Genomic DNA, 22,285 nt, shown 5'->3' on the forward strand with positions numbered 1-22,285 from the left:
AGTAACCGAGATCGAGAGAATGTCGGTTTTGGGATCGCCTGTCGATTTTGGGGTAGACTCGGTTTCTCGTGGTTTTTTAAGCTAATAAAAAAATTTATCAATAAAGTCTATATTGGTTGGCTTTTGAGGAGTGATTATGAATGATTGGTGTTTATACAAAACAGTATTATGGAACAGTGCGGTTGCTTTATCGCTGTATAGTGCGAGTGTGGTGATCGCGCCTGCCAGTAGCGCGCAGCAGCTAGACGACCGAGATCGGCAACCAGAACCAGAAATTATAACAGCTCAAACAGTTACTACAGTTACAGGAGTTCGGATTAATCAGACCGAAGTTGGGTTGGAGGTGATTTTAGAAACTGCGGCAGGTAATAATTTAGTACCGTTAATTCTTCCCGAAGGGAAAAGCCTGATAATCGATCTTTTGGACGCAACTTTAGCCTTACCAGATAGAGATATATTTAGTGCCGCTAACCCTGCTGAGGGAATTGCAGAAATCACCGTTAAATCTTTGACTGCCGACAGTATTAGAGTGACTGTCACGGGAGAAACTCAAGCACCAGAAGCAGAAGTAATACCTTCAGAACAAAATTTAGTGTTGAGTATTTCTTCCCAAGGAGAAGTATTTACCGAAGCAGACGAAGAAATAATCGTTACCGTAACTCGTAGTGCCGAAAGAGAGCAAAATGTTCCTCGCAGTATCACAGTTATTGAGAGAGAAGATATTGAAACTCAGACTGGTTTTAATAACAACTTACAAAATATTTTAGGAAAATTGGTTCCTGGCTTGGGTGCGCCGACGCAAAGTATTAGTTCCTTTGGACAATCTCTGCGGGGAAGAAATATTAGCGTATTGATTAATGGCGTTCCCCAATCTACCAGCCGCAATGTGTTTCGCGACTTGCGCACTATCGATCCTAAAGCGATCGAGCGAGTTGAGGTGTTGCGCGGACCTACGGCACTTTATGGTGATGGTGCTACGGGAGGGGTAATTAATATTATTACTCGTGGTGCGGCTGAAGAAGAATTTGTCACCCAAGGGGAAATTGGCATCAGTGGTTCTTTAACTCATCCCGACGATAGTATCGGTGAAGATTTAAAGTGGGGTATTGCGGTTAATGAAGATGTTGTAGATTATCGAGCTAGCTTTAGCTACAGCAATACCGATGGCTTTTTTGATGCCGATGGCGAGCGTATTCCGCCCGATCCAAATGCTCAAGGGGGTTTTGCCGATACGAGAACTATTAACGCTTTGGGTAAAGTCGGCATCGATATCAGCGAAAATCAAAGATTACAGCTTACCTTCAACCATTTTGACGACCGACAGGATACTGACTTCACCACAGATCCCAGCGTAAATCTTATTGAAGAACCAACAAGAGCTAGAGCAATTGAAGGCTTAGAGCTAGATAATCCCCAAGCATCGGAAAATACGGTGTTAAATCTCCAGTACAGTAATGAAAATATTTTCGGTGGTAGTCTCGACAGTCAAATTTACTATCGCGATTATTTCACCCGCTTTTTTCCTTTTGACGCCAGAGAATTTGCCAGTCTGGGCAATACTATTTTTCAGTCGAGGGTAGAGTCGGAAAAGTGGGGCGGTAGAGTCAATTTAGACACTCCCATTTTGCCAGCAGAACGGCTTAACCTGATTTGGGGCATAGACTATTTTAATGAAGATACCGCGCAACCCGTAAATATCTTTGACCCCGGTGTATTTGATGCCAGTGATGGCTTGGTGTATGAAGAAATTGGCGATCGCACCTGGACACCACCTTTAGATTTAAACAGTCTTGGCATCTTTGCTCAATTAGAATCGAATTTTGGCGATTTTATTATCAGAGGTGGTTTGCGTTATGAAAATGCAGGAGTCGATATAGACGTTTTTACGACTCTGGCTGGTAATGATATTCCAGGAGGAGAATTAGATTTTGATACCACCTTGTTTAATCTCGGTGCGGTTTATGAGGCTACGGATAACCTCAGTTTATTCGCCAACTTCGCCCAAGGTTTTTCCCTTGCCGATATTGGTTTGGCACTGCGTAACGCCCCTGCTGGTTTTGGCGTGGAAACTCTCGAACCCGAACCCCAAGAAGTCGATAGTTACGAAATTGGAGTTAAAGGCAATTGGAACGAGTTACAGTTTTCCCTCAGTGGATTTTACAACGAGTCAGAACTGGGAACTACTTTTACCGCCCCTGGAACAGTATTACGCGCCCCCGAACAAATTTATGGCTTAGAAGCTGCATTCGATATTCAGCCTGCCGATAACTGGCTCTTGGGTGGAACGATTACTTTGATTGAAGGAGAAATAGATGCTGATGACGATGGTGATTTTGAAGACCTCGATGGCTTTCGGATTCCACCGTTAAAAATAACTGCTTATTTGGAGAATCAAACGCTTCCAGGTTGGCAAAATCGACTTCAGGCTTTGTTTTCAGGCAATCGCAATCCAGAGGGCGAGGGATTTGGCTTACAGGAAGTAGATAGCTATTTAGTTCTGGATTTCCTCAGTAGTGTAGACGTCGGTGGGGGAAAAATTCAATTAGGAGTAGAAAACATCTTCAACAATGACTATTTGCCAGTAGTTTCCCAACTACAAACCACCAATTCTGCTCGCAGTGCGGCGCGGGGGACGACTTTTAGCTTGAGATATCTATTTGAGTTTTAAGTAATTTATCGTTTTAGCCATTTCAGGAGAAGACTGAGAAATACATCAACAGTAGTTTAAACTTGGGTTTGATGATTAATCCTCAAGATGTCAGCGTGGAAATTTAGCGATCGCAACAAGTTGTAGAAGTAATATCAATGCCAGCGATTATTTCTGGAGGAGAGTTTTACCTGGCTTCGTGTTACCAGAATAGCTAAATGCGAGCGCTCCTGAGCTTTGATGACAAATAAATAACATTAACCGCAACCATCTAGACAAACTTCACATTAAAATTAACCACAAGGATTGAGTTTACTAGATCGAGTTCGGTTTTTATTATAATTTGAAAATTCCCTAACATATTGAATCTAAGACTATAATTCATGTCCGATCGCAGTTCGCAATTTTTTCCTCCTCGACTCAATCCTCTATTTACTCGTCTTTGTCAGAGCATTGCTTATCCTGCTGCCTACTTTGCCTATCAGCTAGAATTGGCAATCGAACCAGAAGATGTTGCCCGTCTCAGAGAAATCGAAACAGAGCGGATCGTCTATCTACCCAATCATCCTACTTTGGATGATGGAATAGTTTTGTTTCTGTTATCAGCTAGAGTAGGACAGTTGTTTCACTACATCATCGCCTATGAAGCTTTTCAAGGCTGGGTAGGAAAATTTTTGCAGACAATTGGAGCTTATTCAATTAGACGGGGAGTAGGCGATCGCTCCAGTATCGTTCAAACTCTCAAACTACTTCAACAACCAGCCACTAAGTTAGTAATTTTTCCCGAAGGCGGCTGTTCCTATCAAAATGATACGGTAATGCCTTTTCGTTCGGGGGCGATCGAGCTAGCTTTTAAAGCACTCGCTCAGCTCGCCAAACAAGAAACTGTGGTTCCCGATTTTTACGTAGTACCCGTCAGCCTAAAATATCTTTATACGAGTTCGATGAGTTTGGAAATTGAAAAAACCTTAAGTCGTCTAGAAACCGCTTTAAAAATTGCTCCTCGTACCGACGATTTGTACCAGCGTTTGCGAATTGTCGCCGAACGAATCTTAATTAATTTGGAGAATCAATACGGTAGCGATCGCCAAAACACCGAACTAGATTGGAATCAACGGATCGAAAAGCTCAAAGAGCTGTTAATCGAACAATGCGAAGCCAAGCTAAATTTATCCTCTGGCGATCGCTTGCCTTTGCGGGAACGAGTTTATAAAATCCAATCAGTGCTGGATTCTACCCAACAGGAACTGGGAATACCAGAAGCAACACGAGAACATCTATATCAAACTACTGTGCGACTACTGAACTTTAATGCCATCTACGATGGTTATGTTGCTGAATATCCCACAGCCGAAAGATTTTTAGATACCTTAACTAGATTGGAACGAGAAGTATTTCAAATTAATCATCCTCCAGCCAAAGGACATCGCAAAGCCTGTATCACCACTGGTTCGCCGATTAACCTCAAAAATTATTTTAGCCAGTATCGACAAAATAAAGAAGAAATCGTCCAAGTTTTAAATCTTCAATTGCAACAAACAGTTCAACAAAATTTAGACAAATATACTTATACTTCTAATTAATTGTTATCATGCAATCGATAGATTAAACTATGGGTTCTCAATCATTTTTAGAATTAACCAAGCCCGAAGTAATTTTTCTCGATGCCGTGGGAACTTTATTTGGAATAAAAGGCAGCGTCGGCGAAATTTATCGGCAGATCGCCATTAAGTATGGAGTAACAGTAGATGTGGAGACGATCGACAAAGCTTTTAATAAAGCTTTCCAACAAACTCCTCCTCTTGCCTTCCAAGAAACTAAACTAGAAGCAACTGTTCGACAAGAATTTATTTGGTGGAAAAATTTAGCAGAAGCAACTTTTACTCAAATAGAAGTTATCGATAAATTTACGGATTTTACCAGTTTTTTTAGCGAACTTTACGCTTATTTTGCGACAGAAAAACCTTGGTATATTTATCCGGATGTAATTCCTAATTTGGAAAATTGGCACGCTCGGGGAATTCAACTAGGAGTTATTTCTAATTTTGATACTCGTCTAAACACAATACTAAAAATATTCGCTCTCGACCGTTATTTTAGTAGTATTACTATTTCTTCAATTGCTGGCTTTGCCAAACCAGATCGGCAAATATTTAACATAGCTTTAGAAAAACACGATATTCTTGCCTACAAAGCTTATCATATTGGAGATAGTTTTAACGCTGACTATCAAGGAGCAAAAAATGCTGGAATTGAGTCATTTTGGTTAGATCGTTCTCAACAATCATTAGAGAATCGGGAGCGACTACCCAATTTAAGTAGTCTGGGATAAACTTGTTTTTATATATTGCTTAATATGTGTAGTTTTATCTGGCAAAATAGGGGGAATTAGCTTTGGATACAACTAATCAACAGAGAATTCTAGGCTATTTTATAGAAGAAGCAAAAGAACACCTGCAAACTTTAGAACAAGGGATATTACAGCTATCCACCTCAGCAAGGGATACCGAAACAGTTAATGAAATGTTTCGTGCCGCCCATTCGGTAAAAGGAGGTGCGGCAATGTTAGGCTATACCAGCATTCAAAAAACCGCTCATCGTCTAGAAGATTCTTTTAAAATACTCAAAGAAAATCCCATTGATGTCGATCGCAAACTAGAAAATTTATTCTTAAACGGATATGACTGTCTTCAAGATTTGATCGAACGTTTAGAAAGCTCGAGCGATTTTAGCGATAAAGATGCCGTGGAAATTCTAGCTCAGGCTGAATCTAATTTCATCGATTTGCAGAATTATTTGAATGGCTTACTCGCTGGTAGCGATATCAGCGGTAAGGTTGCGATTATACTCAAACAAATGCTACAGCTATTTAAGCAGCCCGATAGTAGCGAACACCGCCAACAATTACAAATTTTGTGTCAAAATTTAGCCAAAATAGCTCCAGAACAGTCTAACTGGCAAAAGCTTACTAGCTATGCCAAACAAGCGGTAAGCAATAAAAAATATCCCTACAATACCATTGCTCAAGTGGTAATTAAAGAACTCAAGCTTGCAGGAGATAATCTTAACGCCGGACAAGTCGATAAAATTATACCTAGTAGAAATTTACAGCAGCTGGCAGCAACTGCTGGAGAAACTCCTGCTTCAACAGCAACTGTAACTATACCGAGCGAACCAAAGGCAGCAGCAGTCGCTCTGATGAAAACCTTCAACAAACCACAGCTCAAACAAATCTTTCAAATTATTTCTAGCCGATTGTAGTTCGGTCTAATTTAAGAGTTCCAATCTTGCTTTGGTAAGTAGATTGACAAAGTTAATCTATGTCATAATAAATTTTTATTGACAGTAAAAGGCAGATTTGGTTTGACTTTATTTCAACTCAACGGATATTTAATTGGTATTTTAGAACCAGTCGGTGTTTCACTCCGTTTTTTTTGTGCTTCTTCTTTAATCGGTCTTTGTGCTTGGAGTTTAGTCAGCGCGGTTGCGGATGCAGTCACTAGAGCTAAACGAATGCACCAAATCCCTTGTACTACATGTCGGTTTTTTACTTGTGACTATCGTCTTAAATGTACGGTACGACCTCATGCTGCCAATACAGAACTAGCGATTGATTGTTCCGACTATCAATCTAAATAGAACCAATCACAGCCCATAGGAGATGTTAGTTCGAAAACTGAGCGAAATCGAAGAATTTGTTGCCGGAGATGGTACTCGCCTGCGAGAATTACTCCATCCAGATAAACAGCCTGTAGAGTTACGCTATAGTTTAGCGTGGGCGAGAGTTCCCGTAGGACAAACTTCCACACCACATTCTCTTAGCACTTCAGAAGTTTATTATTTGATTAGTGGTCGGGGAAAAATGTTTATCGATGACGAAACTCAAAATGTCGCCGCAGGAGACGCGATTTATATTCCTCCTCATGCCAAGCAATACATTCAAAATTGTGGCGATGAACCTTTAGTGTTTATTTGTATCGTCGATCCTGCCTGGAAAAAAGAAGACGAAACGGTTTATTAGCTTTTTTAAGATAAATTGTCTGGGTTCAAAGACCCTGGTTTTTGTCTTCAAAACCCAATCTCCAAATGTATAAGTGCGATCGCGATTTACCTATGGTAAATTAAGCGGTTGACCAGAACGATTGTAAACGGCAATATCCCACTGTCCGTCGGCGGCGATTTCAAAAGTAATTCTCGAGCCATCGGCACTGATGGAAGGATTGCGGACTTGAGCCTGTAAGTTAGCCGTCAAATTACGTTTGACCAGCGTGGTGCGATCGTAGATATAAATATCAGACCTTCCCTGACGAGACAGAGTAAAAACTATGTAGCGTCCGTCTTCCGAAATGGAAGGATTAGCAGCCACTTCATCAAAAGAATTGAGAGTCGGTAAATCTACTAAACGCCGCTGTTGGGCATCGTAGAGATAAATATCTTGGGAACCGTTGCGATCGGAGACAAAAACGATAAACTGAGACGAGATTTGGGGTTGCACTTCTAAAGCAGGACTATTTAAACTTCTGCCTCGCGTATCGAAAGGGAAATTGAGCAGTCGCGGATAGCCCCCACAGCCGCCTATTAGTCCTAATGAAATAGTTAATAAAAATAGTTTGAGATTAAAAAATTTCACAATAGCGCGATCGCTCCTTAGGATAGCGGAACGAGCAAAATTATGAAGTCAAAAGAAGTCCCGTTGTCTTATGGCGGGGTCTCTCTGACTAACTACCGTTTATCGATTACTCGGCTACCGTCAGCAATGTCTAATTCTATATTAGTTCCTCGGTCGAGAACTTCGATATCCCACTGTCCGCGACGAGCAGTTTCAAAAACGATATACCGTCCATTGGGGCTGATGCGGGGGTTGCGTACCCAGCTACGGTATCTTTCAGTCATAATGTGCGAGCGCTCGATGGCTCGGTCATAGAGGATAATATCGGGTCTGCCTTCTCTACTAGAAATATAGACGATATAGCGGCCAGTGCGACTGATGCTAGGAGTTTGAGCCATTTCTCCCGAGCGATTTAAGCCAGGTAAATCTAAAAAGCGAAGCTGTTGCAAATCGTAGACATAGATCTGATTGCTGCCATTACGATTGGAAATAAATACTAACGTACGACCATCGCCGCTTAAGGCTGGTTGTTCTTCATGGTAGCGACTGTTGAGAGAGCGAGAAACTGGCTGGCGATTGGTAGAAGTACAGGCGCTTAAAAATATTAAACCAATTAAGCCACACTGTAACCAAAGCCGTCGCTTCTGACGATTTACCAATTCTGAATCATACATTCGACACCAAACTAATTCAATTTAACAGCTAGTTTTTATTTGCTTTTAGCTAATTTGGGTATAAATCCTAGCCGTCTAAGCAGTCTAAGCAATTGGTTGGGGTTTAAGCCTCTATTCAATTGCCAGCTATAGCTAACCCTTTAATAATCGAGATCGATAGGATTGTTTGGTCTCGGTCGATCCTCTCTTGTAGATTGTTGCTCGTCACTATAAGCTATGGGGCGACCGCCAGCTCTATCTTCTGGATAGTCAGTTTCAGAGTCTTCGAGTGGTTGATAATCGACATAATCGGTAGAAATTACCTCATCTTCGTATTCATCTGCATAGTCATCATCATATTTTCTGCCCAAGTCGGCATCATATCTTTTACCCAGGTCGGGTTCGTAATCTCTACCGAGATCGGCATCATAGCTTCTACCCAAATCCGCTGGATTAGCTTTACTGCGTCTAGAGAACACGGGAGAATCTGAGTAGCCGTCATCTCTGGTATTACGGCGGCGAGGACGAGAGGATGTCTGAGAAGATTCGTTTCTAGCTGTAACTTGTCCCTCCTCATAAACTTCTGAATGGCGTGGCGGTGAGCTTTTACGACGGCGAGGACGAGCGTCTGTTGTAGCTTCATACCTTTCGGGGCGGCTGTTGCGGCTACGACTGCTACGACTGCGGGTTGGTGGTTCCGCCGCTGGTTCTGAATAAGAATAGTCGGTATATCGAGACTCGGCAGTTCTAGCTTCTGAAGGTCTGCGAGCAGAACGCGGGTATGGTTCCTCATAACCTCTCAATCTGGGACTGTCATAGTTAGGAGTTCCTTCATACTCATCGGAGTTAAATTTGTCTAATTCTGCTTCCGTATAGACTCTAGAACGGCTTACAGGGCGGTCGCGATCGACAGTAGGAGTATTGCGTCTAGCCTGTTCGGTAGCTACTCCCCTAAGACGAATACTTTCTACGGCAAAAAACACAGCCGAACCAGTCAACAAGAATTGACCGAATTGTAAAATGGGGTCGAGCCGCCAACCTTGAAATAGCAAAATAAAACCACACAGCAAGCCTACGGCAGCAAAAAATATATCGTGATCTCGTGACAGTTCTGGACGCACAGAACGCATAAAATATAGTGAGGCTCCTGCCACTGCCAGAAAGATGCCCAAAATGCTAGCTGAATTTAGCCCAAAATTAACCATAAAAATAATCTCCTAATTGAATTAGCGATCGCCCTACTTAATCTTTTTTGTTTTTGTCGTACTGTTGTAACCAAACAACGAGTAGTTTCAAGATTTATTTATGGGAAAGTTTATCGCACCACAAAACTCAAATTTTTAATATTATTTATTCTATCTATAGTATAAGGGGTGGTCACTGCCCACCCCGATTTTCCTCAAGCCTCAGTGATTCTCCCATGGGTTATATATGGTGCTATTTTTGGCTCGAGTGTTGATTATGGTAACTGCGTCCTGGAATCACGAAAAATGTCTAGGAACGTTTGATTTGGTCGCTCTGACTGAGAACTACTAGACCGATAATTGCTGGAACGACTACAATTATGCCGCCTAGTACTAAACTCAAGAGAAAATTGCTTAATGAAGGGGTCATAGTTTTTTATCCTGGTTATTTAATATTTAAATAATCTACTTCATTAATAATTTTAAAAGTTTTTCAAGCAAAACTAAAGTTAATTTCCTAAAGCGATCGCTCGTTTTAGTAAAACCCACACATAGCTTTAGCGATTTCCAACTCGAAGCAGAGTTGGATTTAGCCCATAATAAAATAAAGTATTTACGTTAATTGAGCTAAATTTTAACCTTATGACAGCTTCTAAACAAGAATTTGAAGTACAAAAATCAGAACGAGAGTGGCAAGAAACTCTAACACCCGAACAATTTCGCGTTCTGCGCAAACACGGTACTGAAAGAGCCGGTACTAGCCCCTTAGACAAAAACTATGATGAGGGTACATACCTTTGCGCTGGCTGTGGTCAACCGCTATTTACCTCTGATACCAAATTTAATAGCGGTACGGGATGGCCGAGTTTTTACGCACCTATAGAAGATGGAGTAGAAACTAGCGTCGATCGCTCCTTGTTTATGACTAGAACCGAAGTACACTGCAGTCGCTGTGGCGGTCACTTGGGTCACGTTTTCAATGATGGTCCTCAACCTACAGGTCAACGCTATTGTATGAATGGAGTTGCTCTAGAATTTACTCCTGAAAAACAAGAAGGCTAATTTTTTAAATAACTACTCAAGGGCGCGAAATCTGCGCTCTTTTTTGAGTTTTATACTAACTTTCGGCTAAGTAGGTATAGTTAAACATACTATCTTGATAGTTTTGTATTAATTTTGTAGCCTCTTCTGAAGTAATAAGATTTTTTTCCCATGCTTCTTGACAAAATAGGTGCAAGGTTTTTAGTAAGTCTTCGGCATCATAGTCTATATCTGCCAAAACATCTTTGATTTTATCTCCTCGAACTACACGCTCAGTTACCTTTCCTTCAGCATTTACTCGAACCTGAACTAGATTAGTTTTGCCAAAAAGATTGTGTAAGTTCCCCATTGTTTCTTGATAGGCACCAACTAGAAATATTCCCAGATAATAGGGATGGCGATCGCCTGAATGCAATTCCAGAACTTGTTGGTTATCTCTCAAGCCAATAAAGCGGTCTATTTTACCGTCGCTATCGCAGGTAAGATCGGCAAGTGTTGCCTTAACTGTAGGTCTTTCGTTTAGGCGGTGAAGGGGCATAATGGGAAATAACCCCTCGGTTGCCCAAGCATCGGGAAGGGATTGAAAAACCGAGAGATTCAGGTAGTATACTGAAGCCATAATGCCTTCTAAATCTCGAAGATCTTCGGGAAGGTAATCTTGGTTTTCTAAGAGCTTGGCAATTTTGCGACAGCAACCCCAATATAATTCTTCAGCTATAGCTCTTTGTTCCAAACTGAGATAGCCGAAGTTAAATAGACTCAGTGCTTCTTGCTTGAACTGAATCGCATCGTGATACCTTTCTTGATAGTTGTGTTTGTCGATAGAGTCAAAGGTTTCCCAAAAATTGCGCATTACTAAAGGTTCGTCGTCTAGTTGCGATCGCTGAATCCAAGCGGGGATACTATTAGTTCCCAAAACATTAGTAACTAATACCGCATGAGGAGCGGCAATCGCCGTTCCGCTTTCGCTAATTAGAGTAGGTACTGTCACACCGCCGCGATCGCAAGCGTCTTTAACCTGAGCCACGATATCGTTGGCGTAATTTTGTAGACTGTAGTTTTTAGAACTAGGTCTGTTGGTTTTCGAGCCATCGTAATCGATTGCCAAACCGCCACCAACGTCTAGATACCGCATATTTGCCCCAATTTTTGCCAACTGCACGTAAATTTGACTGGCTTCGCAAATGGCAGCTTTAATCGCGCTAATCGCCGAAATCTGCGAACCAATATGGAAATGCAGTAACTGCAGGTAGTCGAGCTTGTCTGCTGCTGATAGTTCTCTAACTAACTGCAAAATTTCGGAGCTCGTCAGACCAAATTTAGCGCGATCGCCAGTAGATTTACCCCATCTTCCCGTACCCTGAGTATTCAGTTTGGCGCGTACCCCCAGAATAGGTTCGATCTTCAGCCGCTGGCTAATTTCTAAAGCCAAATACAGTTCTTGAAGTCTTTCGATGACTATAATAACCTCGTAGTCTAATTTGCTAGCGAGTAGAGCTGTTTCCAAGTATTGGCGGTCTTTATAGCCATTAACGATAAGTAAAGGTCGAGATCCTGATTGCGGTTTGAGTTTGGCTATGGCGATAATTAATTCTGGTTTGGAACCGACTTCCAAACCAAACCGCTCTGTGCGATCGCGATTAACTAGAGCCTCTACTAAATGAAGGCTTTGGTTACATTTGAGCGGAAAAACTCCTTGGTAGTTACCCAGATAGTGATAACGAGCGATCGCTTCTGCCATGCAACTATAGAGTCGAGCGATTCTGTCCGCTAAAATATCGGGAAAATGAAATAGAATTGGGGGATTTAATCCCTGCTTGGTTAGGGATTTTACGAGTTCGTATAAATCTAAAGATTTTTTAGGGGAGCTAAATTTCAGGTTTACGACTAAGTTACCAGAGCGATCGATAAAAAAGTAAGGTTCTCCCCAACCTCGAACATTGTATAGCCGTTCGCTGTCAGCGATCGCCCAGTTTGCTTTGTCTGTAACTGAAGGAGTTTTAATTGTATCTTGAGACTGCTGTAAATAGTTAGATTGATTATTTTCCATCAAAAATAACTACTAGTATATTCATCATACCCTGGCCGTGCAATGCTGAGATTATTTTGTTCTGAGGCGATGGCTTTGCCGCTGGGCTTCGCTCAATCGCGAAGCGGATGCCCTTCAAGCTTATCGCGCCACCAATCAAACCACGATAAAATTTTTTTAGCTGGAAACAATTTTTTCTTTTACTGCGTCGTTGTTAACGAATCGATCGTAAATCTCTATAATTATGCGATCGCTGTTTGATTTTTTCAATGGCGACAATTGCCCTAAATATTCATCATAAAGCAAGCAAGTTCCTCGGCGTTTTGTATTTATAGGGCGAATAATTTATTAATTTTTTTTACTTACCAGGTTCTTTATTTTTGTTTTTTAAACTTAAAAATAGATAGCAGTTAAAAACTATTCAAAAGCTTTAAAAGGCAAAAAGCGTGTTATTGCAAGCAAAATTTACGCAAATTGCTATTGCTCGACATTTATTTTAGATCTAGAAATTCGAGCTTTTACGACTTATAAAAAGTTGGCTAAAACACAAATTAAAAATTAGTTTTTGCTAACCAAGTAATTTTTTTATAGAGCTAAAAATCTCTAGATAAATGACTGAGGAATAATCAACATGGCTGAGTATATTGGCACTTCAAGTAGTGAAGACTTTAGAATTTTATTTCCCCGAAGTACTGAAGACGACTTTATGGATGGTCGTGAAGGTAACGATATCATGGATGGCGATCTAGGTAACGACACCCTTGTGGGTTTTGACGGTGATGACACGATTTATGGTGGTTCCGACCAAGATCTAGTCGTAGGTGAAGTAGGAGACGACGTTCTTTTTGGCTATGAAGGTTTCGATACCCTACAAGGAGAAGAAGGAGACGATCTTCTATTTGGTGAGGCAGACGATGATGTTCTCTACGGCGGTTACGATGGAAATGATACCCTAGACGGTGGTGCGGGAAACGACCTTTTACTTGGCGAAAGCGAAGATGATACTCTGCTTGGTGGTGAAGGTATAGATACCTTGTCGGGTGATGACGGCAACGACATTTTAGAAGGGCAAGGCGGCGACGACATCTTAAATGGTGGCTATGGCGCGGATAAGTTTGTCTTTGCCACAATTTTAGGTACGGGAGTCGATACTATTGAAGACTTTTACTATGAAGAGGGAGACATCATCGAAGTTTATGCCGAAGGCTTTGGCATAGATACATATGATTATCACCGCTTCGACTACGATATTTATTCGGGAGAATTGTCGTTCGATCGCGAAACCTTTGCTGTTATTGAAGGCGGCGTAGACTTTCTAATTAGTGAAGATCTTTATATCGTCTAAATTGCCCAGATCCAATCTTTTTAAGAGCTAACAGACATTAAAACAATGTCTGTTTTACTCATATTTATTTATTTAGGGAGACAGCTTATGTTAGAGATTATCTTAATTCAGACGATCGCGCTATCGCCGAACTGGGAGGTAAATGCCAAACCCACATTACCCGTCCAATTCGTATACAATCTAGACTCAAATCGGTTTTCTGATAGACTCTATTTAGCCAAAGGTAAACCGTACGAATCCGACTACAGTAGAGAAGTAGAGCGAGAACGTAGAAGACACCAATTCAATAACCTGCGCTATCGAGATCGACGATATTATCGAGATGATGACCACCGCAGAAGACGTGGAGAAGAATATCGACAAGAGTCAGACAGAATTTATCGACGCGATCGCCATGAGTACGAGGAGCGCTGGGATGACGATCGCAGACGTGGTTCTATCAACTCATTTGAAGAATTAGAAAGAGAAAAAGAAAGATTAGAAAGACAAATCGAAGCCTTGGAACGTCGCTTGAATTTACGTCAAAGATACGGTAGATAGCGTTCGCTATCTCAGAGACTGTCCGAGAACTCTAATTGTCTAAATTAACGCCCTCTAAATCCCCTAGCCTGGGGACTTGAATTTAATGTCAGGTAGCGAGATGGTCTTAACCCGAATTCAGGTTAATAAATTTGAGAATTTGTGATGCTAATAGTTCGGGCTATTCCCACTGTGGTACGTAACCCACTCTAGGAGACCAAACTAACTTAGCCCTCTTCTAAGAAACCAGATTTGCTGAGGGTTGAGGAATAAGCTCAAAACCCAAAGCAATCGCTTTTTTGTGGAGGTTATTGACCATTCGCTCTCGGTAACGCTGCTCATAATAATCCATGCCAGGAGCGGTATAATCTCCTTGGGTTGTCCAAAGTTTGTAAAAAATTCGGGCAGAGCGACGGGCGGCATAAACAAGGGGCTGACTCTGGAGGTTTCTTCTAGCAGCGCGCGCTCCAGAAGGCAAGAGGTCGGAGAAATTATTGACTGCAACCACTTTAGTCATTTGTAGCAAACATTCAAGTATTTTATATAAGCAAGTCGATTACAGCGGGGATTTCGCAGGTTGAGGAATAAAGGTAGGGTATTAAAATGAAGAGTTTAAATAACCTTTGAATGGATATCCAGGTAAAAAACTTAGATCACTTAGGTATAGTAGCAGGAATCGTTGACCAGATAGGATTAGTTGAAGAAATAGATAAGCAAATAGAGCCACATCCCCAACAAATAATCAGCACAGGACAAGTGGTGAAAGCTATGATTGTTAATGGATTAGGGTTCGTCAGCGCACCTTTGTAGTTGTTTGGAGAATTCTTTATTGGAAAAGCAACCGAACATCTTTTAGGAGAAGGAATTAAGCCAGAACACCTAAACGACGATCGTATAGGCAGAGCCTTGGATAGTTTATCGAATCAAGGATTGACATCATTGTTTACCAGCATTGCCCTGTTAGCACATCAAAGATTTAATCTGGCGACTAAGAGTCTGCATCTAGACTCCAGTAGCTTTAGCGTGGAAGGAAGTTATAAGATAGGAGACTCAGATGAATCGAGTAAATCTATCGAATCCCTCAAGATTACTTATGGTTACTCGAAAGACCATCGACCAGATTTAAAGCAATTTATGATGGATGTCATCTGTAAGGGAGATGGAGATGTACCTTTATTTGTGAGAATAAGAGATGGAAACGAATCCGACCGTGCCATTTTTGCTCAGTTGATTCAGCAATTTAAACAGGAATGGAATTTAGAGAGTATTTACGTTGCCGAAAGTGCGCTTTACAGCGCGGACAATATTCAACAACTAGAAAAACTGAACTGGATTACTCTTGTTCCTCGAAGTATCAAAACAGCTAAGATTTTAGCCGAATCAATCAAAGACGATGTTTTTGTCGAGAGTGAAATTTCTGGTTATCGCATTGCCTCCTGTTGTTGTGATTATGGTGGAGTGCCTCAAGGTTGGTTAGTTGTTGAAAGTGAAAAACGTCGCGATAGTCATTTGAAGCAGCTAGACAAGCAACTGACAAAACAACTCAAAATAGCCACCAGTGAACTAAAGTCACTCATGAGACAGGATTTTGCTTGTGCTGTCGATGCCAAACAAGCTGCGGAGATGCTAAGTCGTAATTGGAAATATCATTCTTTAGAATTAGTGGCAATTGAAACTCATCCTCACTACATCAAAGCAGGAAGACCGACTAAACAATCAGTCTCCCGAACACATTACCTATCGTGTCACTGCTCAAGTTGTTCCTTTAGAGTCGATAATTGAGATTGCCCAAAGGCGAGCTGGGAGATTTGTTTTAGCAACTAATGTCACAGATGAAGACGTTCTTTCCAATGATGAGGTGCTAGTTGAATACAAAGGACAGCAAAGTTCTGAGCGAGGCTTGCGTTTTCTTAAAGACCCTTTATTTTTTACTTCCAGTGTTTTTTTGAACACCCCTCGAAGAGTAGCAGCATTGTCAATGGTTATGGGTTTGTGTTTGCTAGTTTATACTCTCGGTCAACCTCAGTTACGACAAGCTTTAGCTCAGAACCAAGAAACTATTCCCAATCAACTCAAGAAACCCACTTCTACTCCCACACTAAGATGGATATTTCGATGTTTTCAAGCGATTCATCTTGTTCATTTGAATCATCAACTACAAGTTTCTAATCTTAATGAGGCTCGACTGAAGATTTTAAGTTTTCTTGGAAGCCCTTGCCAAAAATATTATTTAATTTGTTAGCCTACCTGCGAAATGTCTGTTACAGGGTACAAATCAGAGAGATACCAAGTAAATCTCAGCACGATTGTTGCAGAGAAGTGGGTTGAGCGATATTTTCAAATGTAATCCTCTTTCCCTATCAATTGATTTGAATTTTAATTTAAAGTAGAAAAACTCTGAACGGGCAAGTTATCTTGATTTCGCTGATTATCCGATTTCTACCTCGATCTAAAGCTTTGAGTATTTTCTAGTTTATTTGTATTAAATGAGCCAAAAATACTAACTAATACCGGTAAAGCAAAAACTATAACCAATGCGATTGCGGCTACGCGAAAAACAACGGGGCGTTTACTACCCTTGGTAGGACTATCGCAATTCGGGCAGATTTCTGTTTCAGAACTAATCAGACTGCCGCAGACATTACAGGGTTCTAGTGCCATAATACAGAAAAAAATGTTGTCAGATTGCTGCAAGAAATATCTCGATCTACAGAGCGTACTATTAAGTGAGGAGTATTATAATATCTGAAACAGTTACCTATTAAAAAAAGCGGAATATCGACCTTTTTTTTAGTAAAAAAGCAGTTCGTTCTAGCCAAAGATTGTAATCGCGTTCGTATAACTTTAGAGTTTTAGTTTTCATCACGTATTAAAAGCTTAATTAAATTGGGTTACAGCAATAGGTAAGTAGAAACAAGCCATCAATGCCGCTTAATTGTAGATACTTCATTTTGGCATTTTTTATTCATCGCCATTTACGGGAACAAAGACTTTCAAAGCTTGAGGAATACATTCAACTTCTATTGGCGTGTTACCAATGATTTCGCCATCGAGGACGACTTTTTGCGGAGGAGCAGCGGCAATTTTCACCTTGCGCGATCGCAAATGAACGATATTTTCATGTTCGCGATTGGTTTTAATTAAAGCACTACCCAGCATATTTAACATCGTAGTTAGAGCCTGTAATCTAGTTTCTGCAGTGGCGATCGTAATATCTAGCAAACCATCGTTAATAACTACTTCTCCAATACCCTGAGCCAAAATTGAAGTGGGGGGTGCGGCATTGGCAACGGTGATTGCTCCTGCTTCAAAAGTTTTGAATTCTCCGTCAATTTCCACTTCTGCTTCAAACAATTTTTGCTCGTCCAGTTGCTGCCAACCCGCCATAATATATGCTAGAGGACCCCAACGATTTTTGGCTTCGCGATCGGCTTTGGCAATGGTTTCGGCTTCATAACCCACTCCCGCCAGTAAAATTAACGGTCGCTCGTTACAGCGAGCCGCATCGATAACTCTGGTTTTACCTGCCAAAATAATTTCACAAGCGCGATGAATTTGAGCGATTTGCTGGGTAATACCTAAAGCCATACCGAAGGCATTAGCAGTACCTCTGGGAATTATACCTAGAGGGATATCCGTACCGATAATTGCCCCAGCTACTGCTGAAACCGTGCCGTCTCCACCAGCAGCAATAATTAAATCGGCAGACTTGCCGATCGCTCGTTCTGCTATTTGTTGGGGGCTGATTTCAGGACTGGTAAGGTGAACTTCTAAGTGGAGATTCGGTTCGAGCAATTCTTGAATTAAATCTAAATCCTGTTCTGCTCTACCGTGTCCCGACGCAGGATTGAAAATTAAATGTGCTACTAGGCTGTCGGCAAAACTACGGACGATCGCTTCTGCAGTAGCTAAATTAGTAGCGATGGGTACTGAGTGCAAATTGCAAACTCGCAGTAGTAACTCGACATTTGGTTCGTACGTCTGGGCATTAAGAGGATCGACCAAAAAAATTACCGCCACTACTTCCCCTGAAACTACTCTAGCGGCAATTTGCGCGTCTCCTCCTATAGAACCAGGTTCCATCTGTTCTACATCTAAATTGGTCGAGGCTGAGATTCTCTGTCCTGTAATTCCCGTAGCGATCGCATGATAGCGAGATAATAAAGGTTGGTAACGTTGGGCAAAAGCGACCAAATCCGCTTTTTTTTGGTCGTGAGCGATAAAAGCAATGGTTCTTGCCATAATTTAAACAGAAAAAAATCTAGTTAGCAGCCAGGTTCGCAAAATAGCAACTAAATCTTGGTTCGGTTTTAGATACCTCCATTGGCTTAATGCTCGATTGAGTAATGCGTTAAAATCATCATTACCAAGGTTGTTTTAGAGCTTAATTATAGTTTATTGGCGTTCTCGCTTTAAATTTATCGAACCAGGAACCGAATCACTAAGAACAAATCAGTATAAAGTTACTATGAATTCACCAATTCAGGCAGTTCAAGCACCCTACAGAGGTGGTACTAATTATCGTACTCCTCCACCAGATTTACCATCTCTATTATTAAAAGAGCGGATTATTTACTTGGGGCTACCTTTGGTATCTCCTGACGAATATAAAGAACAAATCGGTGTCGATGTTACCGAATTGATTATCGCTCAACTGTTATTTTTGCAGTTTGACGATCCCGATAAGCCGATTATGATGTATATCAACTCTACCGGTACTTCTTGGTATGGTGGAGATTCAATCGGATTTGAAACCGAAGCTTTTGCTATTTGCGACACGATTAACTATATCAAGCCTCCCGTTCATACTATTTGTATCGGTCAAGCAATGGGAACGGCAGCAATGATTTTGTCTTCGGGAACTAAAGGTTGTCGTGCGAGCCTACCTAATGCGACAATCATCCTACATCAAGCTCGTCAGGGAGCACAAGGTCAAGCTACCGATATCCAAATTCGAGCCAAGGAAGTACTACACAACAAACGAGCAGTATTAGAAATTTTTAGCCAAAATACGGGTCAACCAATCGAAAAGCTGGAAAAAGATACTGACAGAATGCTGTATATGACTCCGCAAGAAGCAAAAGAATACGGCTTAATCGATAAAGTTTTAGAAAGTACTGCACAACTTCCCACTCCCGTTTCCGCAATTACTTAAACGTTGAAATCAGTAAGGTAAAATTTATGCCAATTGGTATTCCCAAAGTTCCCTATCAAATGCCAGGTCAGCCTTATAGCGACTGGATTAGCATTTACGATCGCCTGTACCGCGAACGGATTATTTTCCTCGGTAGAGGGGTTAATGATGCTTTAGCCAACCAGATTATTGCGATCATGTTGTATCTCGATTCTGACGATCCTGGCAAACCAATCTATCTTTACATTAATTCTCCAGGCGGTTCGGTTACCGCAGGTTTAGCTATTTACGACACCATGCGTCATATCAAGTCGGACGTGGTAACTATTTGTGTCGGATTAGCTGCTTCAATGGGTTCATTTTTACTTGCTGGGGGTACGAAAGGAAAACGTCTGGCTTTACCCCATTCAAGAATTATGATTCACCAACCTCTCGGTGGCGTTCAAGGGCGCAGACAGGCTTCAGATATCGAAATTGAAGCTAAAGAAATCTTACGCATCCGCGACCAACTCAATAAAATGATGGCAGAGAATACGGGTCAGCCATTAGAAAAAATCGAAAAAGATACCGATCGCGATTTCTTTATGTCGGCAGAAGAAGCTAAAGAATATGGCATAATCGACCAGGTGATTGAAGATAAAGTCGCCTAGATCGAGATTATTTTAAGGTTAAGGCGGTCGCTCCTTAACCGAGCGACCGCTATTTGTTTATCTAATAGAGCTTAGTAATCATAACTATTAAAAAATCCTGCAATTAGCCCAGAAACTAGAGAAAGCACGATCGAGCCGAATAGAGCAGCAAAAAAGCCGCCAACTTCAAAACCTGGAGTTAAATATCCTACTATTCCTAAAGTGAACGCATTGACTACGAACAAAAACAATCCCAAGGTCAAAATCGTTAGGGGTAGAGTAAATAAAATTAAAATAGGTTTGACTATGGCATTGACCAAACCTAAAACCGCCGCGCCAACAACTGCTGCCGAAAAGCTGTAAATTGTCAAACCAGGTACGATATAGGCCGTAATTAGTAGAGAAATCGCAGTTGCCAACCAAGTAAACAAAAATTGCAACATTATTTATCTTCGATCTAGTCGTTTATTTATCTGAATTGGTCTATTCTAATCTTAATAGATCTGCCTCAGCGACCTTTAACGGCTTTTTTGGTGCGAAAACTAACATTGACTCCGCCGCTATGCTGCTCTAAAAGTAGTAAAGGAGTTGGCTTTGCCATTTGATTCCAACTCATAGAAACAATATGACCTTGAATAGTTGGCTGCCAATTTTCTCGATCTTCCGTAGGACTCAAAAAAGTTTCCACGCATTCGACAATTTGCTTGACTGTAGTTGATGTAGATTGCGTCGGCAACTTGGTTAACTTGACCTGAATACGAAACAAAACTCGGCGACTACGCTTACCTTGAATTTCGGTTTCATAGGTAATGTCAAAAGTTTCGTCGATTTTAAAACCATGTCTGCTAGCTATTCCAGCACTAGCATTTTTAGACAAATTAATTCGCAGTGCAGTACTGATAAATTGTTTTACTTTAACTTTTGCCTGATTAGTCAATGCAGAATGAAAGGTTTTTTCCTGCATTCGCATTCGAATGTAGTCGAGATTGCAGTCTCGCGAATGCACTAAATCTGGATTTTTTTCCCATTTACGTATCGTTGCCAGAGCAGTATTCAATCTTTTTTCTAAATTTTCAATTTTGCGCTGCTCATGGGCAATAGCTTTGAGCATCTGATTATATTTCCATCTACCGTAAGCGATTAAACCTACCAAAACGATCGCCAATCCCAAGCTACTAAATGCCCATAATGGCTGAGATAGTAATTCTGTTATCAAGGGAATAAATTTTTGAGCAGAAGTATCTTGGGCAACGATCCACTGCTTTTGGTGAGATTCATTCATAAAACATTCGTTGAAAATGTTGCAACTTATTTGCGCTCGGTAAGTCTTGGTAAAGAATACTTGTTTAGTATGCCCATCTCTTAAAAAAAAATAACCGCGTAAAAATAAAGTTAAAAAATAAAAAAAGCTACGATTTATAATAAGTCGCAGCTTAGAAAAAAATTAATTCCAAATTTAGCTTGGTTTATATTGTGAAATTTATTAACTGTGGGCTAAGCAATCTCTACTCAGTAATTTTTAAGTTAGCGATAGCTGATGCCCCGATAGGTCAATTGAGAGTTAGTTCGATTGATAGAGATTGGTTGAACCTCATGAGAGCGCCAATTAACCCCTCTGTACTTCCCTTCTAGACGAGGGTTTTCAATTGTAGCTCGCAATTGGCGATGGTAATTAATTCCTCGATATAAAAGTTGCATGGTTTTCGCCTCCTAAAATGTTTGCGGTGATAATGAGGCGCGTTCCTTCAGGCATATTCCTTACTTCCGTCTCTCAGGTATCTGACCTGGAGAGATGAACGAGTTTGAATTTCTGTATTTATTGTTACTAATTTGATTTTGTTTGTCAATAGCGCAAGCACAGAAGTTATCTCGGTCGTTAAGCGAGATAACGAGAAGATAACATCATCGCATCGGCAATATCTACATCGCCATCACCATCGGCATCGAGAAAGCGATCGACAACAGAGTTATTTTCTGTAGTTGAATTCGCCAATGCCTGAGAATTAGATGTTCTGTTGCCTGTTTTGAGTAAATTCAGCACTATCGGTACTAAAATCGGCAATAGTGATTGAATGGTATGGGCATCTAGTCCAGTTCGACTGCTAATTTGTCCTATCATTTGCTGTAGCTGAGATGTACTAAACAAGGTCGACAATGCCTCAGAATCCGCGCGATCGCCGCCATAGCGATTGACAATTTGGTTGACTGCACCAACACCTTCGCGATCGCGCTTTTGTTTTAAAGCCGAACGAGTAAAGTTACCGACAATTGACATGGCAGACTGAATATTACCAGAATTAGTATTGTAGCCACTACTTAGCTGCTGTACGGTATCGAGAATGCCGCTTAATTGGGTCGAACTGGCTTCTCTTTCTGGACTGTTAACTGCATCTAAAATTCGCTCGAATAAACTCACGCTTGATTTCTCCTTAGTCGAAACGCTTACTAGCAATTAATAGCACAATTTTTAATTATAAAGTATTAATTTTATTTTT

22 protein-coding genes, 1 pseudogene and 1 riboswitch are annotated in these 22,285 nt (G+C 41.0%); of the genes and pseudogenes, 12 read left to right on the plus strand and 11 right to left on the minus strand.

Annotation, left to right across the window (positions count from 1 at the left end):
- Positions 1 to 136: 136 nt before the first annotated feature.
- From ACLFKQ_RS19725 to ACLFKQ_RS19750, 6 genes are all read left to right on the plus strand, one after another.
- Positions 137 to 2,668 carry a TonB-dependent receptor domain-containing protein gene (locus ACLFKQ_RS19725; RefSeq protein WP_449001459.1) on the plus strand — a complete coding sequence of 844 codons (2,532 nt, stop codon included), beginning with the start codon at positions 137 to 139 and terminating at the stop codon, positions 2,666 to 2,668.
- A 362-nt stretch (positions 2,669 to 3,030) separates the two neighbouring features.
- Positions 3,031 to 4,230 (plus strand): 1-acyl-sn-glycerol-3-phosphate acyltransferase, encoded by a 1,200-nt coding sequence (locus ACLFKQ_RS19730; protein ID WP_449001460.1) that lies wholly within the window; start codon positions 3,031 to 3,033, stop codon positions 4,228 to 4,230.
- 29 nt (positions 4,231 to 4,259) lie between these two features.
- Positions 4,260 to 4,979 (plus strand): HAD-IA family hydrolase, encoded by a 720-nt coding sequence (locus tag ACLFKQ_RS19735; protein WP_449001461.1) that lies wholly within the window; start codon positions 4,260 to 4,262, stop codon positions 4,977 to 4,979.
- 62 nt (positions 4,980 to 5,041) lie between these two features.
- Positions 5,042 to 5,908, plus strand: a complete 867-nt coding sequence (locus ACLFKQ_RS19740; RefSeq protein WP_449001462.1) for an Hpt domain-containing protein — start codon at positions 5,042 to 5,044, stop codon at positions 5,906 to 5,908.
- Between the two features lie 102 nt (positions 5,909 to 6,010).
- Positions 6,011 to 6,286 carry a hypothetical protein gene (locus tag ACLFKQ_RS19745; protein WP_449001463.1) on the plus strand — a complete coding sequence of 92 codons (276 nt, stop codon included), beginning with the start codon at positions 6,011 to 6,013 and terminating at the stop codon, positions 6,284 to 6,286.
- Between the two features lie 22 nt (positions 6,287 to 6,308).
- Complete coding sequence (locus tag ACLFKQ_RS19750) at positions 6,309 to 6,668, plus strand: cupin domain-containing protein (protein WP_449001464.1); 360 nt, start codon at positions 6,309 to 6,311, stop codon at positions 6,666 to 6,668.
- Positions 6,669 to 6,758: 90 nt separating this feature from the next.
- Here ACLFKQ_RS19750 and ACLFKQ_RS19755 read toward each other — a convergent pair whose 3' ends face one another.
- From ACLFKQ_RS19755 to psbX, 4 genes are all read right to left on the minus strand, one after another.
- The gene (locus ACLFKQ_RS19755) at positions 6,759 to 7,277 is read right to left on the minus strand and encodes a TolB family protein (protein WP_449001465.1); all 519 of its coding nucleotides are present in this window, start codon (positions 7,275 to 7,277) and stop codon (positions 6,759 to 6,761) included.
- Between the two features lie 92 nt (positions 7,278 to 7,369).
- On the minus strand, positions 7,370 to 7,930 hold the full coding sequence (locus ACLFKQ_RS19760; RefSeq protein WP_449001466.1) for a TolB family protein: 561 nt from the start codon (positions 7,928 to 7,930) through the stop codon (positions 7,370 to 7,372).
- A 140-nt stretch (positions 7,931 to 8,070) separates the two neighbouring features.
- The gene (locus ACLFKQ_RS19765; RefSeq protein ID WP_449001467.1) at positions 8,071 to 9,114 is read right to left on the minus strand and encodes a Ycf66 family protein; all 1,044 of its coding nucleotides are present in this window, start codon (positions 9,112 to 9,114) and stop codon (positions 8,071 to 8,073) included.
- 289 nt (positions 9,115 to 9,403) lie between these two features.
- On the minus strand, positions 9,404 to 9,523 hold the full coding sequence (gene psbX, locus ACLFKQ_RS19770) for a photosystem II reaction center protein PsbX (protein WP_449001468.1): 120 nt from the start codon (positions 9,521 to 9,523) through the stop codon (positions 9,404 to 9,406).
- 212 nt (positions 9,524 to 9,735) lie between these two features.
- Between psbX and msrB the strand changes: the two genes are divergently transcribed.
- A complete protein-coding gene (msrB, locus tag ACLFKQ_RS19775) occupies positions 9,736 to 10,155 on the plus strand; it encodes a peptide-methionine (R)-S-oxide reductase MsrB (protein ID WP_449001469.1) in 420 nt (139 codons plus the stop codon).
- Positions 10,156 to 10,210: 55 nt separating this feature from the next.
- On the opposite strand, the gene speA is transcribed toward msrB, so the two are convergent.
- Positions 10,211 to 12,184 carry a biosynthetic arginine decarboxylase gene (speA, locus tag ACLFKQ_RS19780; RefSeq protein ID WP_449001470.1) on the minus strand — a complete coding sequence of 658 codons (1,974 nt, stop codon included), beginning with the start codon at positions 12,182 to 12,184 and terminating at the stop codon, positions 10,211 to 10,213.
- 610 nt (positions 12,185 to 12,794) lie between these two features.
- On the opposite strand from speA, the gene ACLFKQ_RS19785 reads away from it, so the two are divergent.
- Both ACLFKQ_RS19785 and ACLFKQ_RS19790 read left to right on the plus strand, forming a co-directional pair.
- Complete coding sequence (locus ACLFKQ_RS19785; RefSeq protein ID WP_449001471.1) at positions 12,795 to 13,508, plus strand: calcium-binding protein; 714 nt, start codon at positions 12,795 to 12,797, stop codon at positions 13,506 to 13,508.
- A gap of 87 nt (positions 13,509 to 13,595) precedes the next feature.
- Positions 13,596 to 14,048, plus strand: coding sequence for a hypothetical protein (locus ACLFKQ_RS19790; RefSeq protein ID WP_449001472.1), 453 nt, complete (start codon positions 13,596 to 13,598; stop codon positions 14,046 to 14,048).
- A gap of 217 nt (positions 14,049 to 14,265) precedes the next feature.
- On the opposite strand, the gene ACLFKQ_RS19795 is transcribed toward ACLFKQ_RS19790, so the two are convergent.
- Positions 14,266 to 14,544, minus strand: a complete 279-nt coding sequence (locus tag ACLFKQ_RS19795) for a hypothetical protein (RefSeq protein ID WP_449001473.1) — start codon at positions 14,542 to 14,544, stop codon at positions 14,266 to 14,268.
- Positions 14,545 to 14,654: 110 nt separating this feature from the next.
- On the opposite strand from ACLFKQ_RS19795, the pseudogene ACLFKQ_RS19800 reads away from it, so the two are divergent.
- Positions 14,655 to 16,269, plus strand: a pseudogene (locus ACLFKQ_RS19800) (IS1634 family transposase).
- Between the two features lie 719 nt (positions 16,270 to 16,988).
- Here the strand turns inward: ACLFKQ_RS19800 and mgsA are convergent.
- Positions 16,989 to 18,269 (minus strand): methylglyoxal synthase, encoded by a 1,281-nt coding sequence (gene mgsA / locus ACLFKQ_RS19805; RefSeq protein WP_449001474.1) that lies wholly within the window; start codon positions 18,267 to 18,269, stop codon positions 16,989 to 16,991.
- A 226-nt stretch (positions 18,270 to 18,495) separates the two neighbouring features.
- Here mgsA and ACLFKQ_RS19810 point away from each other — a divergent pair, with 226 nt between their 5' ends.
- Positions 18,496 to 19,182, plus strand: a complete 687-nt coding sequence (locus ACLFKQ_RS19810) for an ATP-dependent Clp protease proteolytic subunit (protein ID WP_449001475.1) — start codon at positions 18,496 to 18,498, stop codon at positions 19,180 to 19,182.
- A gap of 26 nt (positions 19,183 to 19,208) precedes the next feature.
- A complete protein-coding gene (locus ACLFKQ_RS19815) occupies positions 19,209 to 19,811 on the plus strand; it encodes an ATP-dependent Clp protease proteolytic subunit (protein WP_449001476.1) in 603 nt (200 codons plus the stop codon).
- A gap of 71 nt (positions 19,812 to 19,882) precedes the next feature.
- Here ACLFKQ_RS19815 and ACLFKQ_RS19820 read toward each other — a convergent pair whose 3' ends face one another.
- From ACLFKQ_RS19820 to ACLFKQ_RS19835, 4 genes are all read right to left on the minus strand, one after another.
- Positions 19,883 to 20,233, minus strand: coding sequence for a phage holin family protein (locus ACLFKQ_RS19820; RefSeq protein ID WP_449001477.1), 351 nt, complete (start codon positions 20,231 to 20,233; stop codon positions 19,883 to 19,885).
- Between the two features lie 65 nt (positions 20,234 to 20,298).
- Positions 20,299 to 21,072 carry a hypothetical protein gene (locus tag ACLFKQ_RS19825; RefSeq protein ID WP_449001478.1) on the minus strand — a complete coding sequence of 258 codons (774 nt, stop codon included), beginning with the start codon at positions 21,070 to 21,072 and terminating at the stop codon, positions 20,299 to 20,301.
- Positions 21,073 to 21,314: 242 nt separating this feature from the next.
- The gene (locus ACLFKQ_RS19830; RefSeq protein ID WP_449001479.1) at positions 21,315 to 21,488 is read right to left on the minus strand and encodes a DUF4278 domain-containing protein; all 174 of its coding nucleotides are present in this window, start codon (positions 21,486 to 21,488) and stop codon (positions 21,315 to 21,317) included.
- 36 nt (positions 21,489 to 21,524) lie between these two features.
- Positions 21,525 to 21,591, minus strand: a riboswitch (Glutamine riboswitch).
- Between the two features lie 75 nt (positions 21,592 to 21,666).
- On the minus strand, positions 21,667 to 22,206 hold the full coding sequence (locus ACLFKQ_RS19835) for a DUF937 domain-containing protein (RefSeq protein WP_449001480.1): 540 nt from the start codon (positions 22,204 to 22,206) through the stop codon (positions 21,667 to 21,669).
- Positions 22,207 to 22,285 lie beyond the last annotated feature (79 nt).

This window comes from Myxosarcina sp. GI1(2024), from assembly GCF_053543375.1.